The organism is Enterobacter sp. SLBN-59 (assembly GCF_024807915.1).
Lineage (GTDB): Bacteria > Pseudomonadota > Gammaproteobacteria > Enterobacterales > Enterobacteriaceae > Enterobacter > Enterobacter asburiae_B.
The window spans coordinates 3,108,094-3,123,866 of record NZ_JANUFI010000001.1 but is presented as its reverse complement, the minus strand read 5'-3'; the positions used below and the strand labels follow the sequence as shown (position 1 = coordinate 3,123,866).

13 protein-coding genes are annotated in these 15,773 nt (G+C 53.1%); 6 read left to right on the top strand and 7 right to left on the bottom strand.

The window, feature by feature from the left end:
• Positions 1–199 precede the first annotated feature (199 nt).
• Positions 200–1,120: an alpha/beta hydrolase gene (locus tag M2422_RS14855; RefSeq protein WP_064673052.1), complete on the top strand. Its 921-nt coding sequence runs from the start codon at positions 200–202 to the stop codon at positions 1,118–1,120.
• Positions 1,121–1,128: 8 nt separating this feature from the next.
• Here M2422_RS14855 and fabY read toward each other — a convergent pair whose 3' ends face one another.
• The 6 genes from fabY to M2422_RS14825 form a co-directional block, all read right to left on the bottom strand.
• On the bottom strand, positions 1,129–2,070 hold the full coding sequence (gene fabY / locus M2422_RS14850; protein ID WP_039264191.1) for a fatty acid biosynthesis protein FabY: 942 nt from the start codon (positions 2,068–2,070) through the stop codon (positions 1,129–1,131).
• Positions 2,071–2,114: 44 nt separating this feature from the next.
• The gene (gene dtd / locus M2422_RS14845) at positions 2,115–2,552 is read right to left on the bottom strand and encodes a D-aminoacyl-tRNA deacylase (protein ID WP_008501836.1); all 438 of its coding nucleotides are present in this window, start codon (positions 2,550–2,552) and stop codon (positions 2,115–2,117) included.
• A complete protein-coding gene (locus tag M2422_RS14840) occupies positions 2,549–3,430 on the bottom strand; it encodes a virulence factor BrkB family protein (RefSeq protein WP_033146965.1) in 882 nt (293 codons plus the stop codon). Before M2422_RS14840 ends, dtd begins: the two co-directional genes overlap by 4 nt.
• Complete coding sequence (gene yihX / locus M2422_RS14835; protein ID WP_064673051.1) at positions 3,424–4,023, bottom strand: glucose-1-phosphatase; 600 nt, start codon at positions 4,021–4,023, stop codon at positions 3,424–3,426. The genes M2422_RS14840 and yihX overlap by 7 nt, the downstream gene beginning before the upstream one ends.
• 88 nt (positions 4,024–4,111) lie before the next feature.
• Positions 4,112–4,582: a hypothetical protein gene (locus M2422_RS14830; protein ID WP_033146967.1), complete on the bottom strand. Its 471-nt coding sequence runs from the start codon at positions 4,580–4,582 to the stop codon at positions 4,112–4,114.
• Positions 4,579–5,322: a transcriptional regulator gene (locus tag M2422_RS14825; protein WP_064673050.1), complete on the bottom strand. Its 744-nt coding sequence runs from the start codon at positions 5,320–5,322 to the stop codon at positions 4,579–4,581. The genes M2422_RS14830 and M2422_RS14825 overlap by 4 nt, the downstream gene beginning before the upstream one ends.
• A 545-nt stretch (positions 5,323–5,867) precedes the next feature.
• Here M2422_RS14825 and M2422_RS14820 point away from each other — a divergent pair.
• Both M2422_RS14820 and M2422_RS14815 read left to right on the top strand, forming a co-directional pair.
• Complete coding sequence (locus tag M2422_RS14820; RefSeq protein ID WP_064673049.1) at positions 5,868–6,485, top strand: hypothetical protein; 618 nt, start codon at positions 5,868–5,870, stop codon at positions 6,483–6,485.
• A 71-nt stretch (positions 6,486–6,556) separates the two neighbouring features.
• The gene (locus M2422_RS14815; RefSeq protein WP_064673048.1) at positions 6,557–9,403 is read left to right on the top strand and encodes an autotransporter outer membrane beta-barrel domain-containing protein; all 2,847 of its coding nucleotides are present in this window, start codon (positions 6,557–6,559) and stop codon (positions 9,401–9,403) included.
• An 82-nt stretch (positions 9,404–9,485) separates the two neighbouring features.
• On the opposite strand, the gene typA is transcribed toward M2422_RS14815, so the two are convergent.
• Positions 9,486–11,309 (bottom strand): ribosome-dependent GTPase TypA, encoded by a 1,824-nt coding sequence (typA, locus tag M2422_RS14810; protein ID WP_023333895.1) that lies wholly within the window; start codon positions 11,307–11,309, stop codon positions 9,486–9,488.
• 378 nt (positions 11,310–11,687) lie between these two features.
• On the opposite strand from typA, the gene glnA reads away from it, so the two are divergent.
• The 3 genes from glnA to glnG all read left to right on the top strand — a co-directional run bounded on the left by glnA (position 11,688) and on the right by glnG (position 15,742).
• The gene (glnA, locus tag M2422_RS14805) at positions 11,688–13,097 is read left to right on the top strand and encodes a glutamate--ammonia ligase (protein ID WP_023309763.1); all 1,410 of its coding nucleotides are present in this window, start codon (positions 11,688–11,690) and stop codon (positions 13,095–13,097) included.
• A 171-nt stretch (positions 13,098–13,268) separates the two neighbouring features.
• The gene (glnL, locus tag M2422_RS14800; RefSeq protein WP_048981034.1) at positions 13,269–14,318 is read left to right on the top strand and encodes a nitrogen regulation protein NR(II); all 1,050 of its coding nucleotides are present in this window, start codon (positions 13,269–13,271) and stop codon (positions 14,316–14,318) included.
• Between the two features lie 11 nt (positions 14,319–14,329).
• A complete protein-coding gene (glnG, locus tag M2422_RS14795; protein ID WP_023309765.1) occupies positions 14,330–15,742 on the top strand; it encodes a nitrogen regulation protein NR(I) in 1,413 nt (470 codons plus the stop codon).
• Positions 15,743–15,773 lie beyond the last annotated feature (31 nt).

The window sequence follows — 15,773 nt, the reverse complement described above, 5'->3', positions numbered from 1 at the left end:
ATATCACCTTAGTATATCACTATTGTCTATTTTCAAGGCAACATACGCTTTCATTCAGAAGGGTTAAAGCCCGTAGCTATAGTTTTCCTGCTATTTGCGAAGCGCTTTCCAGATTTTTAGTCCTCGGCAATTTTCTTATTTTCTTTTGAATCAAACCAGGTTATAAAGCTGTATATCCATACAGTTAAAGGGAGTTTTCATGGCACTGGAACAGGGTATTGCGCAGCTGGTTCAGGGATTTATCGCTGCAGGCCGGCCTTCGTCACGTCGACAGACCATTGAGGTACGACGAGCAGGGTACATTGCCAGCACGGGGCTTGCCGGGAAGACAGAAACGCGCGTTCAGGTAGAGGCGCTAGTGCTTGAGGGCCTTACCATTCGGGTATTTTCACCTCTTAATGCCCCTGAAATATTGCCTGCTGCCATCTACTATCACGGCGGATGCTTTATCAGCGGCGGCTTTGATACCCATGACAACCAACTCCGTCAGTTAGCCTGCTACGGCAATTGCCGGGTGATCGCGGTTCAGTACAGGTTGGCGCCGGAGCATACCTTCCCCGCCGCACATGACGATGCTGAAAGAGGTGCAGATCTGGTCTGGAAGTATGCGGACAAATTAGGCGTGGATAAGAACCGGCTCACCCTCTGTGGAGACAGCGCGGGAGGGCATCTGGCGCTGGTGACGTCATTGCGGCTCAACGCTAGAGGACAATGGAAACCCGTACAGCTCATTCTTATCTATCCTATGCTCGACGCCACCGCCAGTTTTGAAAGCTATGCCCTCAATGGCACGGATTATATTATCACCCGCGATACCCTGCTCAGCGGGTATGAAATGTATCTCGCAGAGACTGACCGCCAGCATCCGGAAGCCAGCCCGCTGTGGCGCGATGATTTTTACGGGCTTCCGCCAGTGCATATCATTACAGCAGAGTACGATCCGCTGTGCGATGAGGGAGAAATGTTGTATCAGCATCTCACTGAGCAGGGTGTGAAGTGTACCGCTCAGCGCTGGCTGGGCGTCATCCATGGCTTCTTTCAGCTTGGCGGCGTCAGCCAGTCAGCGCGAGACGTTATGCGGGATATCGCCGGGCGGATTAACCACGCCCGAGGAGAGTGAACAGAAGATTACTCCTCCTCGTTCCCACCCTCTTCATACGCGCCGAAGGGCTTCGCCGGAAGAACAATGTAGGTGCCTTCAAACACAGCACCCGGTGTTTTATCGCCAAACAGTTCAACCTGCATTTGTACGCGGGCTTTGCGGCCGCGCGCCAGACGGTCCAGATCGCCACCCAGTGACCCCAGATCGGCCACGGCGCTCGGCTTGCCGCTTATCGGTGCGCTATAGCGGATGTGAGCATCAGCAAGAATAATGGTGCCGCCCAGATGGCGCTCGCGAAGCATCAGCCAGATGAGCCCCCAGCCGGTGAGCGTCGCGAGGGAAAACAGACTTCCGGCAAACAGAGTGTGGTGCGGATTCTGATTGCCGGTTTCCGGCATGGTGGTAATAAATTTTTGTCCGGTGTACTGCTGAATGCGCACGCCCATTTTTTCGCTGAGCGGAATGTGCTGATACCAGGCCTGCTGCAGCTGTCCACACCAGTCGGCGCGATGAAGAATATCATCCAGCGTGGCGATGGGTTTGATCATCAAAAAATGACGAATCGGCGTGGTTTGTGGGGTCGTGATTTCCCCCTGATTCACAAAGCCGAGCTTGGCGAAAAAATCTACGGCATCTTCGCGGGCGCTACAGGTAACACGCTTAACGCCTTCCTGACGGGCGACGGACTCAAGGGTCATCGCCATTAGCGTTCCCAGACCTTTGTCCTGAACGGAGGGATGAACTGCCATAAAGCGAATCGACGCTTCGTTATCGGCGTTGATATACAAGCGCCCGACGGCGACGAGGTTACCCTCTTCGTCCATCACCATCTGATGGTGGGCCATCGCATCCCAGGCGTCGCGTTCCGATCCTTTTGGCTGATGCAGTGGCTTGCGCAGCATTTCCCAGCGGAACTGGTAATAAGCGTCTAACTCTTCTTCCGTTTGCGGTACTCGAAGGTGATACATAGCTGTACTCTCTCTTGTTACCCGCGGCCACGCCGCCAGTTGGCTCATACCTGGAGCCAGAATGTGACGGGGCCATCGTTCACCAGCGAAACCTGCATATCTGCAGCGAATCGTCCGGTTTGCGTATTCATTTCCTGCTGGCGACAACGCTCAACAAAGTACTCGTAAAGTGCTTCTGCACGATCCGGCGCGGCGCCTTTGGAGAAGCTCGGACGCATGCCGCGCTCGGTATCCGCAGCCAGCGTAAACTGGGAAACCACCAGCACGCTGCCGCCCGCCTGCTGGACGTTCAGGTTCATCTTGCCTTCCGCATCGCTGAAAATACGGTAGCCCAGCACGCGCTCACACAAGCGGTTGGCTTTTTGTTCGTCGTCATCCTTTTCGACACCTAACAACACCAAAAGTCCTGGGCCAATTTCACCCGTCACCTCTCCCTCCACGGTGACGCTGGCACGGGTTACGCGCTGTATCAATGCAATCATGGTTGGTCTGCTTCTAATTGTTTTTCAGCTTCTGCTGCTTTTTTAAGTTCGCGGTACACACCGAGAGTGACAGTTATTTCGGCACCAAGCAAGACGATACACCAGGTCCAGTAGACCCAGACAAACAAAATGGGGATCACCGCCAGCACGCCGTAAATCAGCTGATAGGACGGAAACATGGTGATGTAGAGGGCAAATCCTTTTTTACCGAGCTCAAAAAGCAACGCCGCCACCAGCGCGCCCACAACCGCATCACGGTTAGGCACGCGCGTGGTCGGCACGACGCTGTAGAGCAGCCAGAACGAGAGCCACGACAGGATCAGCGGGAAGATGCGAAGCGCATTATCAATTACGCCGTTTAAATCACTCGCCCAGCGCAAGGAGAGAAGATACGAACTGATCGCCAGGCTCGCCCCGGCCAGCAGCGGCCCCAGCGTGAGAATCATCCAGTACACGGCAAAGGAATAGACCTTTGGCCGCGCTTTTTTACTTCGCCAGATTGTATTCAGCGCATTATCAATGGCGTACATCAACAGCAGCGCGGTAACGATAAGACCGCACGCCCCCACTGCCGTCATCTTGCTGGAATTGGCAACAAACTGCTCAATGTAGTTCTGGATGACATCCCCGGTTGCAGGGATGAAATTCGCGAAGACAAAATGACGAAGCTGCAGGCTGACGTCCGCAAACATCGGAAAGGCGGAAAACAGGGCAAAGATGACCGCCACAAGCGGCACTAATGAGAGCAACGACACGTAGGCGAGGTTACCCGCCAGCGTGGTCATGTTGTCCTCGTCAATACGGTGCCAGAGCAGTTTCAGCCAGGCCCTCAGGGGGCGAGTATGATGCGTGGCTTTTTGATGAACGGTTTTTAGCATAGCTGCTTCGCAAAGTAGTTTGGTATCGTCTCTTTTCCGGTCACCAGAATTGACGTTATACCCAACTGGTTAGCTCCCTCTATATTATCGGCGTTGTCGTCAAAAAAGACCGCATCGGCCGCGGTGAATCCTTCCGACTGGAGAACAGCCTGATAAATGCGTGCTTCAGGCTTACGCATGCCCATCTCCTGCGAGAGATAGATCTTATCGGCCGCCGCCTTAACTTCAGGATATTCCTCAGGCCAGAACGTGGTGTGCAGACGGTTGGTATTGGACAGCACAACGACCCGATGGCCCTGCTCGCGGAGCTTGTGCATGATGTCGATCGCTTCAGGCCGGATGGCGACAAATACTGCCTGCCAGCCGTGAGAAAACTGCTCGTAGCTTAACGGTAGGTCCATCTCCTGGCAGAAACGTTCAGCAAATTCTTCATCGTCGATCTCGCCGCGTTCATGCTGATGGAAGGTCTCGCCAATCGCGAAATTCTGCTTCAGTGTCGCCAGCGGAACGCGGCTAAAGTCGCTCCATGCACCCAGCACGCGATTAAAATCGATATCGACGATTACGTTTCCTAAATCAAAGATATAAAGCATGTTTATCTCCTGCTCGCCGTGGAGAGATAACTGTAGCGGGAATAAAGAGATTTGACTATGCGTGCAGTCTAAGGTGTGCGATCGATTTCTACGGCGCGCTTTTACGACAGTAAAGTGAAGGGACGTTTGACGCGGCAAAAAGCCAGGCCCCCCGATACTCATCGATCATCAGGCTCAGCTCTCTTCCCGGCGTGCGATAAAAACCCGGCAGCGTGGCGTTGATATCAGCCTCATCCGCATTATCGGCGAAGGTTTTAACAATACGATCGTTATTTAATACGCGCGCGTTCTGATGATAGCTGTAGTGAAAATAGATGGTCCGGTTAACTTCAGAAACCGTCTGACCAAATAATTTACCGTTAATGACGGTGGATCCCTCCCGATGCTGCATCCGCCAGGAAACCGTACCCACAAATCGGTTTTTACCAATCGTCCATTCCACATCCCCCGTACAGCGTATCGGCGAACTCGAGAAATGCGAATACGCTAACCAGCCGCTGGTGATAGCGGCCCCCAGAAACGCCGCCAGAAAAATAATACGGTTCCGGAATGTCTTCATTGCTCATGCGCCCAAAAATAATGCGTGGTACATAATGCTGCCGCATCCCGTCGCGCATCGTTATTACAGACAAACGCCGCGATTCGCTCCGTTTTACTATAGCCGATCAGAAAAACGTATCTTTTTTCGGCGCACAGACCGGGATGATTTTTTAACAGGCGCAAGTAATGATCCTGAACAGGTTCATTAGGTGCATAAAAAAGCTGGCAGGCGTTGTTCGTACTGCCCGTTGAAAGTGGCATGTAGTGGCTAAACGGCATGTTCTGGTAATGCTTATATAATATCCCCCCGTTGATAAGCGCGATCAGCAAAAGCACAGCGGTGGTTATTATCAACCAGACCGGCATCTGCATCGCGGTATCATCAGCTATTTCCGCCTCGTTATTAACCATCACGGGCTCAGCGGTTGGGGTAAATACTTCAACCTGGGTGGCTTCGGAAAGCGTAAGCCCGCGGCGAGAAATCGTTTTTACCGTATCGCGCGGCAACCCCACCTCAGCAAGCGCATTGCGTAATGTCAAAATGGCCTGGTAAAAGGTATTCGGTGTTGTGACGTCATTGCGCTCCCCCCATCCCACCACCATTAACTTATTTTGCGAAATTATTTTTCCAGGATGGGTGATGAGATAAAGAAAACAGAGATTGGCAGGAAGCTGCAATTGTATCGTTCGCCCGGTAATATTATTTACCAGGGTTTTGTTTTCTGGGTCATACTCGACCAACTTGTTAATGAGATACAATTTTCCTTTCCTCAGAAATAACAATACATAACTCTATACACCAAAAACATATACGTATATTTAACAACAGTATAGGTCAGATGGATTAGGACGCGATACCGCCCCATCTAAGATTAAAAACAACATATTATTTTTCAATTAGTTACAAGGCACTTTTCTTAGGTTTACCTCATCTAAAACGACATAATGAGATTTCATTACACTTCGCCAGCCCAAATAATTATATTGAGCCGCAACCAGAGAAAAGACTGACGTTGCGGCAGACTGAGGAAACGAATCTTTAGCTATTAGTGCTATTTCGTGTACCTCCTTCCTGGATTTTTTTTGCCGAATAATCTTAAAGGAGTGACAAATATTCCTGGAGCACTTCTGCCAGGTGATATTTTTTCGCTATGACGACGGACTGACTGAATAGATAAGCCCAGGAATTTATTTCCCTGATACTCTTTTTCATAAACAAGACAGGATAACTGGATATGTTTCAAGATTGACACATTTGAACGGCAATGAAATATTGGCAATGAAAAAAGACAGGAGTGGACTGGATGATAACATCGTCGAAAACAGTTGCCCGCTGTATAAGCTGTGAATTGTCCTGTCAGTTATTTCCAGATAACGCAGTACGATCACAATATTGTGGTAATGCCTCGTTCGCAGTTTGGCCGGTTGGTAATCATTTCCTGCAGATTGCAGTTGTAAATAAAATATTACGCAGGAACAAGAATCACCTGTCACGAGGGTTTATTTTTGTAGACTTTTCGATGTACAACCTGCGCGTACTGGCCGATCCGCAATGGATTGAACGCCTGGCGATAACTAACATGAACATCGTTATAATCTCGGACCGTAAACTAGAGGCATTGGCTAATTACTTACTCACTCACCACAGTGAAATAAAGGGAGTTATTTATTCAGACGATAATGACGTTATATTGCAGGATAAAATCAACCACCTTTTCTCCGGAAGACGGGTAAATAGCAGACGTGGAAGTAAGTTGAATGCTGTCGAATTTACTTTGCTTAACAGGTTTTTATCAGGAGCATGCCTCCAGGAGATTATAAAAACAGACAGCATTGATGTTAAAAAAATTTATGTTCATAAAATACGACTTGAGAGGAAGTTAGGTACCAGCATTCATAAAATTCTCATTTCTATTTTGTAATTTCAACCTCTTAGCATACCCACAATTAATCGCGTGGAGGATGTTCTACGCCTGAAAGAAAGGGGGCAGTCATGCCATATTTAATGAAACACTCACCTGTCGCAGTTGCGATTTCACTGGCGTTATCGTCAGCGTTATTTACCGCGCATGCAGCGGTAATAGATTTTGCTAATTTACCTGCCTCCGGAGCAGTAACGGAGTTGCCTGCAGAAATACAGGCGCTAATTCCTGCAACGGCAAACGCGAACTTTAGCAAAAATACCGGCGATCCTAACTATGTCTACCAGTACAGCCCGGGTAATATCCCGATCTACGGAGATGGGATCACCCTCGAAGGACCGGGGGCGGAAGCCTTTGAGCATTCAGTCACCGTTATTCAGAACTCCACGTCCGGCAGCCCGGGGGTAATATTTGGTGACGATCTGACTATTCGCACCCAGTCAAAAGTGGCTGCCAATAATGGTAAAGACGTCGACGGCATTCGTACCCATGGTATGAACACGCCGGACAACCCGGTGTTTATTATTACCGGAGACCGCACCCACATTTACGTTAATGGCCAAAGCGGTGACGGCATCAATGCCGGGTACAGCTCCTTCAGCCAGGGCTCTCTTGGCTCCGCCAATATTTATGTGGGTGACGATCTCTATATCGAAACCACCGGCAGTACCGGTCGCGGCATTAGCGCCTATGCATTGAATGATGCTTCAAAGGCCAAAAATAACGTTATCGTCGGCGATCGTGCGCATATTGTGACGCGTGGTACCTACGCAGAGGGGATTCGTACCAACCAGAGCGGCTCATATGTCCGTCTGGGGGATGAGGCCACCATCGAAACGTACGGCACATCGGCCTACGGCCTGTATGCGGGCTCTGCATCCAAAATTGAGCTGGGAAAAAAAGCGACGATTACCACCGACGCGGCCAGCGCCTCCGGGGTTTATTCTACCGGCTCGTCAACCATCACCTTTGATGAAGGCGCGACCATCACCACCAACGGTGCCAGCGCGCATGGCGTCTATGCATACACAGGCGCGGTGAATATTGGGGATAACGTCACCATTGCGGTCAACAGCAGCGAGAAAACCAGCAGCTCCGCGCAAGCGCCGCACGGGATGTATGCCTGGTCACGCGGCGTGATAACGCTCGGGGGTGGCGCAACCATTACCACCGCAGGCCAGCGCGACAGCGGTAGCTACGCCCTGAACGCCAGCAACGGTGGCGTGATTGATGCCTCCGCGGGCGGAAAATTCATCCTCAACGGGGATATCCTTTCCGCTGGCGGCGTCGCGGCCACCAGCACTGCCGCAGCGCAAAACAGCGCGATCGCGCTCACCATGCAGGACAACTCTCTCTGGAACGGGGCGTCTTACATTGAGAGCAACGCCAACGGTACCGGGACTATCGCGCTTACGATGAATGATGCCGTGTGGAATATGCGCGACAGCTCCACGCTGACCAGCCTGACGCTGAATGCGGGCGGTACGATTAATTTCCAGCATGCTGATGATGCGGCGTGGCAAACCCTGACCATCAGTGACGATTTTATCGGCAACGGCGGCAAGCTGGTTTTCAATACCGTGCTGTTTGACGACACATCGGAAACGGACAAACTGATCGTTGAAGGCAACACCTCCGGCCATACCGGGGTGGAAGTGAACAACATTGGCGGTACTGGCGCACAAACCATTGAAGGGATTGAAATCGTCAGCGTTGGCGGCAACTCTGACGGGACGTTTGAGAAGGCCAGCCGTATCGTGGCGGGGGGTTATGACTATAACGTTGTGCAAAAAGGTAAAAACTGGTTTCTGACCAGCCTGGTTGAGCCCGTTGACCCGCCGGTCGACCCGGTAGACCCACCTGTTGACCCTGTGGACCCGCCCGTCGACCCGGTGATTCCGCCGCAGGAACCGGTCCCCCCTGCTGCACCACCGAAAAGCGAGCATCAGTATCGCCCTGAATTTGGTAGCTATCAGGCGAACAGCTATGCGGCAAATACGCTGTTTATGACCCGCCTGCACGACCGTCTGGGTGAAACGCAGTACACCGACCTGCTCACCGGCGAGCAAAAAGTAACGAGCCTGTGGATGCGTAACGTCGGCGGCCATACGCGTTTCAGAGACGGCAGCAGCCAGTTAAAAACGACCGCCAACCGCTACGTGCTGCAGCTGGGTGGTGATGTCGCCCAGTGGAGCACCGACGGCCTGGATCGCTGGCACCTTGGCCTGATGGCGGGCTACGGCAACAGCCAGAGCCGGAGTGCTTCCAGTCTAACCGGATACCACTCGCGTGGCGAAGTGAATGGCTATAGCGTCGGTTTGTACGGTACCTGGTACGCAAACGACGCGGATAAAAGTGGAACCTACGTTGATAGCTGGATGCTGTATAACTGGTTCGACAATAAGGTGATGGGGCAGGATCAGGCGACTGAGAATTATCGCTCCAGCGGCGTAACCGCCTCTGTAGAAGCTGGCTATAGCGTTAAGATGGGCGAAAGCGGCCGCAACAGCTACTGGATCCAGCCGAAAGCGCAGGCCGTTTGGATGGACGTGCAGGCTGATGACCATCGCGAACGCAACGGCACGCGGGTGAAAGACGAGACTCAGGGGAATCTGATGACACGTCTCGGCGTGAAGGCCTATATCAGCGGACATAACGCGATTGACGACGGTAAATCCCGTACCTTCCAGCCGTTTATCGAGGCGAACTGGATCCACAATACCCAGACCACGCGCATCCGCATGGATGACGTCAGCAATCAAATGCGCGGTGCTCGCAATATCGGCGAGTTAAAGACGGGCGTAGAGGGACAGATTACACCTCAGCTTAGCGTTTGGGGCAATGTGGCTCAGCAGATAGGCGACAAAGGCTACAGCGATACCCAGGGGATGCTGGGGGTGAAATACAGCTTCAAATAATAATAAAAAAGCCGCTGATCGCTCAGCGGCTTTTTAGTTGCCGGGTGGCGCTCACGCTTACCCGGCCTACGGATTGACCGTATTACTCTTCTTTCGCACCGCGCATAGCACGTTTACGATCGTTCTCGGTCAGGTGACGTTTACGGATACGAATTGACTGTGGAGTCACTTCTACCAGTTCGTCATCATCGATGAATTCCAGAGCCTGCTCCAGAGTCATCTTGATCGGTGGAACCAGAACCGTTGCTTCGTCAGTACCGGACGCACGCATGTTGGTCAGTTTCTTACCGGTCAGGCAGTTTACGGTCAGGTCGTTAGAACGACTGTGAATACCGATGATCTGGCCTTCATAAACTTCAGCACCGTGACCCAGGAACAGCTTACCGCGATCCTGCAGACCGAACAGCGCAAACGCAACCGCTTTACCCTGACCGTTGGAGATCAGCACGCCGTTGTTACGCTGGCCCACTTCGCCTGGACGCACGTCGTCGTAGTGGCTGAAGGTGGAGTACAGCAGACCGGTACCGGAGGTCATGGTCATGAACTCTGAACGGAAGCCGATCAGACCACGGCTTGGGATCACGTAGTCGAGACGTACGCGGCCTTTGCCATCTGGATTCATGTTTTTCAGGTCGCCTTTACGCTCACCCAGAGCCTGCATCACAGAACCCTGGTGCTGCTCTTCAACGTCCAGCGTCACGTTTTCGAACGGCTCTTGTTTACGGCCGTCGATTTCGCGGAAGATTACTTTCGGACGGGAAACCGCCATTTCGAAACCTTCACGACGCATGTTTTCGATCAGTACAGACAGGTGCAGCTCACCACGACCAGAAACGCGGAATGCATCGGCATCCTGGGTTTCTTCAACGCGCAGCGCAACGTTGTGCACCAGCTCTTTGTTCAGGCGGTCAAGGATCTGACGAGAGGTAACGAATTTACCTTCTTTACCACAGAACGGAGAGGTGTTGACGTTGAAGAACATGGATACGGTTGGTTCATCAACGGACAGAGCTGGCAGCGCTTCGACGTTCTGCGGATCGCAAATGGTGTCGGAGATGTTCAGTTCACCCAGACCGGTGATAGCGATGATGTCGCCCGCTTCCGCAACGTCACTCTCGATACGCTCAAGACCCAGGTGAGTCAGTACTTTACCGACTTTACCGTTACGGGTTTTGCCTTCGCTATCGATGATAGTAACCTGCTGGTTAGGCTTCACTTTACCGCGCTTGATACGACCAATGCCGATTACGCCAACGTAGTTGTTGTAGTCGAGCTGAGAGATCTGCATCTGCAGGGTGCCGTCGAGATCGACGTTTGGTGCAGGAACACGGTCAACAATCGCCTGATACAGCGGGGTCATGTCTTCAGCCATGTCTTCGTGGTCCAGACCTGCGATACCGTTCAGCGCAGAGGCGTAAACGATAGGGAAGTCCAGCTGCTCGTCGGTCGCGTCGAGGTTAACGAACAGGTCGAAGACCTGGTCAACAACCCAGTCAGGACGCGCGCCAGGGCGGTCAACTTTGTTGATAACAACGATTGGCTTCAGACCATGGGCAAAAGCTTTTTTGGTCACGAAGCGCGTCTGTGGCATTGGGCCATCCATTGCGTCAACGACCAGCAGAACGGAGTCTACCATGGACATTACACGTTCAACTTCACCACCGAAGTCGGCGTGCCCTGGGGTATCAACGATGTTGATACGGTAGTCATTCCATTTAATCGCGGTGTTTTTCGCGAGGATGGTAATCCCACGCTCTTTCTCCAAATCGTTGGAGTCCATCACGCGTTCTTGGGTTTCGGCACGCGCATCAAACGTACCGGATTGCTGCAGCAGCTTGTCGACCAGGGTAGTTTTACCATGGTCAACGTGCGCGATGATGGCGATGTTACGCAAATTTTCGATCACAACTTTGCCTCAGGCATTTAGAAATAGCGCGTTATTGTACACGGATTAATCGCACTACAAAACAGGATCACAAACATCCCCCGCAAACAAGTATTGCAGAGATGCTTTGTGATCGCTTTCACGGAGCGGTAAAAGGGCACTTTAACGTAAATTGCACCAATATGGTGCTCAATGTTCACATTGAAGCACTATACTGGTGCAACAAATCCATTGTGGTGCAGCCCTTTTGCACTATGGTGCGCATGATAACGCCTTTTTGGGGTGATTTAAAAGTTGGCACAGATTTCGCTTTATAAAAAATACATGGCACCAGCCAGTACAAACAGAAATTGAAGACCTCGTTACCACGACGACAATGACCAATCTGGAGAGTTAAGTATGTCCGCTGAACACGTTTTGACGATGCTGAACGAACATGAAGTGAAGTTTGTTGATCTGCGCTTCACCGATACCAAAGGTAAAGAACAGCACGTCACAATCCCTGCTCATCAGGTGAACGCCGAATTCTTTGAAGAAGGCAAAATGTTTGACGGCTCCTCCATTGGTGGCTGGAAAGGCATTAACGAATCCGACATGGTTCTGATGCCAGACGCGACCACTGCGGTCATTGATCCGTTCTTCGAAGAACCAACCCTGATCATCCGTTGCGACATCCTCGAGCCAGGCACGCTGCAGGGCTACGACCGCGACCCACGTTCTATCGCGAAACGCGCTGAAGAGTACCTGCGTTCTACCGGCATCGCAGACACCGTTCTGTTCGGGCCAGAGCCAGAATTCTTCCTGTTCGATGACATCCGTTTCGGTGCCTCTATTTCTGGCTCCCACGTGGCTATCGACGACATCGAAGGTGCATGGAACTCCTCCACCAAATACGAAGGCGGTAACAAAGGTCACCGTCCTGGCGTGAAGGGCGGTTACTTCCCGGTTCCTCCGGTCGACTCTGCACAGGACATCCGTTCTACCATGTGTCTGGTGATGGAAGAGATGGGCCTGGTTGTTGAAGCTCACCACCACGAAGTGGCGACTGCTGGTCAGAACGAAGTGGCAACCCGCTTCAACACCATGACCAAAAAAGCGGACGAAATTCAGATCTACAAATACGTTGTGCACAACGTTGCGCACCGTTTCGGTAAAACCGCGACCTTCATGCCAAAACCAATGTTTGGCGATAACGGTTCCGGTATGCACTGCCACATGTCTCTGTCCAAGAACGGTACCAACCTGTTCTCTGGCGACAAATATGCCGGTCTGTCCGAGCAGGCGCTGTATTACATCGGTGGTGTTATCAAACACGCTAAAGCGATCAACGCCCTGGCGAACCCAACCACGAACTCCTACAAGCGTCTGGTCCCGGGCTACGAAGCGCCAGTGATGCTGGCCTACTCTGCACGTAACCGTTCTGCTTCTATCCGTATTCCGGTGGTGGCTTCTCCTAAAGCACGTCGTATCGAAGTTCGCTTCCCGGACCCAGCGGCTAACCCATACCTGTGCTTCGCTGCACTGCTGATGGCCGGTCTGGACGGTATCAAGAACAAGATCCACCCGGGCGAAGCGATGGACAAAAACCTGTACGACCTGCCGCCAGAAGAAGCGAAAGAGATCCCACAGGTTGCTGGCTCTCTGGAAGAAGCCCTGCAGGCGCTGGACGCAGACCGCGAGTTCCTGACTGCAGGTGGCGTATTCACTGACGACGCTATCGATGCTTACATCGCCCTGCGTATGGAAGAGAACGACCGCGTGCGTATGACGCCACACCCGGTAGAGTTCGAGCTGTACTACAGCGTTTAATTAAAGTTGTTTTACCCGGCGTGATAAGCGCCGGGGGTAGTTGCCGTGGAAACTTTTAGCCCATCTCCGGATGGGCTTTTTTCTCCACCAACAACCTGATCTCACGCGCTTTTTACGCCGAAAACGCTATACTGCACTAAATTAGTGCAAACGACTCCAGGAGACTGCTGAATGGCAACTGGCACGCTGCCCGATGCTGGGCAGATCCTCAATTCTTTGATTAACAGCATATTGCTGGTCGATGACGAGCTGGCCGTTCATTACGCCAACCCGGCGGCGCAGCAGCTGCTCGCCCAAAGCGCACGTAAACTGTTCGGCACCCCGCTTCCTGAACTCCTGAGCTATTTTTCACTGAATATTGGCCTGATGCAGGAAAGTTTGCAGGCCGGCCAGGGGTTTACCGATAACGAAGTGACGCTGGTGATCGACGGGCGCTCGCACATTCTGTCGCTAACCGCGCAACGTCTTCCCGAAGGCCTGATCCTGCTGGAAATGGCGCCGATGGATAATCAGCGTCGACTGAGCCAGGAGCAGCTTCAGCACGCGCAGCAGATTGCCGCCCGTGACCTGGTGCGCGGTCTGGCGCATGAAATCAAAAACCCGCTGGGTGGATTACGCGGCGCGGCGCAGCTTCTGACCAAGGCGCTGCCCGATCCCGCGCTGGCGGAGTACACCAACGTCATCATTGAGCAGGCGGACCGTCTGCGGAATCTGGTAGACCGTCTTCTCGGTCCGCAGCAGCCGGGAATGCACGTTACTGAAAGCATCCATAAAGTGGCTGAGCGGGTGGTGAAGCTCGTCTCAATGGAGCTGCCGGAGAACGTCACGCTGGTACGTGATTACGATCCAAGCCTGCCGGAACTGGCCCATGACCCAGACCAGATTGAGCAGGTCCTGTTGAATATTGTGCGTAATGCCCTGCAGGCGCTTGGGCCTGGAGGCGGCGAGATTATTTTACGCACCCGCACCGCCTTCCAGCTCACGTTACACGGCGTGCGCTACCGGCTGGCGGCCCGTATCGACGTTGAGGATAACGGGCCCGGCATTCCATCGCATTTGCAGGACACCCTGTTCTACCCGATGGTAAGCGGTCGCGAAGGCGGGACCGGCCTGGGCTTATCCATTGCCCGCAGTTTGATCGATCAACACTCCGGGAAAATTGAATTTACCAGTTGGCCGGGACATACCGAGTTTTCGGTTTTCCTGCCGATTAAAAAATAAAGGTGACGTTTATGCAACGAGGGATAGTCTGGGTAGTCGATGACGATAGCTCCATCCGTTGGGTGCTTGAACGCGCGCTCACTGGGGCAGGATTAAGCTGCACGACGTTTGAGAGCGGCAGCGAAGTGCTCGACGCACTCACCACCAAAACGCCAGATGTTCTGCTTTCGGATATTCGTATGCCGGGCATGGACGGGCTGGCGCTGTTAAAGCAGATCAAACAACGCCACCCTATGCTTCCGGTCATCATAATGACTGCGCACTCCGATCTGGATGCCGCAGTGAGCGCCTATCAGCAAGGGGCGTTTGATTACCTGCCCAAACCCTTTGATATCGACGAAGCGGTGGCGCTGGTTGAGCGCGCGATTAGCCATTATCAGGAGCAGCAACAGCCGCGCCACGCACCCGATTTTGGGCCAACGACAGATATCATCGGTGAAGCGCCGGCGATGCAGGACGTGTTTCGCATTATCGGTCGTTTGTCCCGCTCGTCCATCAGCGTATTGATTAACGGTGAGTCGGGAACCGGTAAAGAGCTTGTGGCGCATGCATTGCACCGCCACAGCCCGCGGGCAAAAGCGCCGTTCATCGCCCTGAATATGGCGGCGATCCCGAAGGATTTGATTGAGTCCGAACTGTTCGGCCATGAAAAAGGGGCATTTACCGGCGCCAATACCATTCGCCAGGGGCGGTTTGAACAGGCTGACGGCGGTACGCTGTTCCTGGATGAAATTGGCGATATGCCGCTGGATGTCCAGACCCGCCTGCTGCGCGTGCTGGCCGACGGGCAGTTTTATCGCGTGGGAGGCTATGCGCCGGTAAAGGTGGACGTGCGCATTATCGCCGCGACCCACCAAAACCTGGAGCAACGCGTTCAGGAAGGAAAATTCCGTGAGGATTTATTCCACCGTCTGAACGTCATCCGCGTTCATCTGCCGCCGCTGCGTGAACGTCGGGAAGATATTCCCCGCCTGGCGCGCCATTTCCTGCAGGTGGCCGCTCGTGAGCTGGGTGTGGAAGCCAAGCAGCTTCACCCGGAAACCGATGCCGCTCTGACGCGTCTGGCGTGGCCGGGCAACGTGCGTCAGCTGGAAAACACCTGCCGCTGGTTAACCGTGATGGCCGCCGGGCAGGAAGTGCTGATTCAGGATTTACCGGCCGAGCTGTTTGAAGCGACCGCGCCTGAAAGCAGTACCGGGCACGCGCTGCCGGACAGCTGGGCGACGCTGCTGGCGCAGTGGGCCGACCGCGCGCTGCGTTCCGGTCATCAAAACCTGCTGTCTGAAGCTCAGCCGGAGATGGAGCGTACGCTGTTAACTACCGCGCTTCGTCATACGCAGGGCCATAAGCAGGAAGCCGCTCGCCTGCTGGGATGGGGACGTAATACCCTGACGCGCAAGCTTAAAGAGCTGGGAATGGAGTGATCGCACGCCGCTGTGTAAAGGTTATTCATTG

Bases quoted from the DNA above. Each gene is read 5' to 3' on its own strand.
- M2422_RS14815 (WP_064673048.1), top strand. From the start codon at position 6,557: ATGCCATATTTAATGAAACACTCACCTGTCGCAGTTGCGATTTCACTG.
- M2422_RS14840 (WP_033146965.1), bottom strand. From the start codon at position 3,430: ATGCTAAAAACCGTTCATCAAAAAGCCACGCATCATACTCGCCCCCTG.
- glnA (WP_023309763.1), top strand. From the start codon at position 11,688: ATGTCCGCTGAACACGTTTTGACGATGCTGAACGAACATGAAGTGAAG.
- M2422_RS14855 (WP_064673052.1), top strand. From the start codon at position 200: ATGGCACTGGAACAGGGTATTGCGCAGCTGGTTCAGGGATTTATCGCT.
- glnL (WP_048981034.1), top strand. From the start codon at position 13,269: ATGGCAACTGGCACGCTGCCCGATGCTGGGCAGATCCTCAATTCTTTG.
- fabY (WP_039264191.1), bottom strand. From the start codon at position 2,070: ATGTATCACCTTCGAGTACCGCAAACGGAAGAAGAGTTAGACGCTTAT.
- M2422_RS14820 (WP_064673049.1), top strand. From the start codon at position 5,868: ATGATAACATCGTCGAAAACAGTTGCCCGCTGTATAAGCTGTGAATTG.
- glnG (WP_023309765.1), top strand. From the start codon at position 14,330: ATGCAACGAGGGATAGTCTGGGTAGTCGATGACGATAGCTCCATCCGT.
- M2422_RS14830 (WP_033146967.1), bottom strand. From the start codon at position 4,582: ATGAAGACATTCCGGAACCGTATTATTTTTCTGGCGGCGTTTCTGGGG.
- dtd (WP_008501836.1), bottom strand. From the start codon at position 2,552: ATGATTGCATTGATACAGCGCGTAACCCGTGCCAGCGTCACCGTGGAG.
- yihX (WP_064673051.1), bottom strand. From the start codon at position 4,023: ATGCTTTATATCTTTGATTTAGGAAACGTAATCGTCGATATCGATTTT.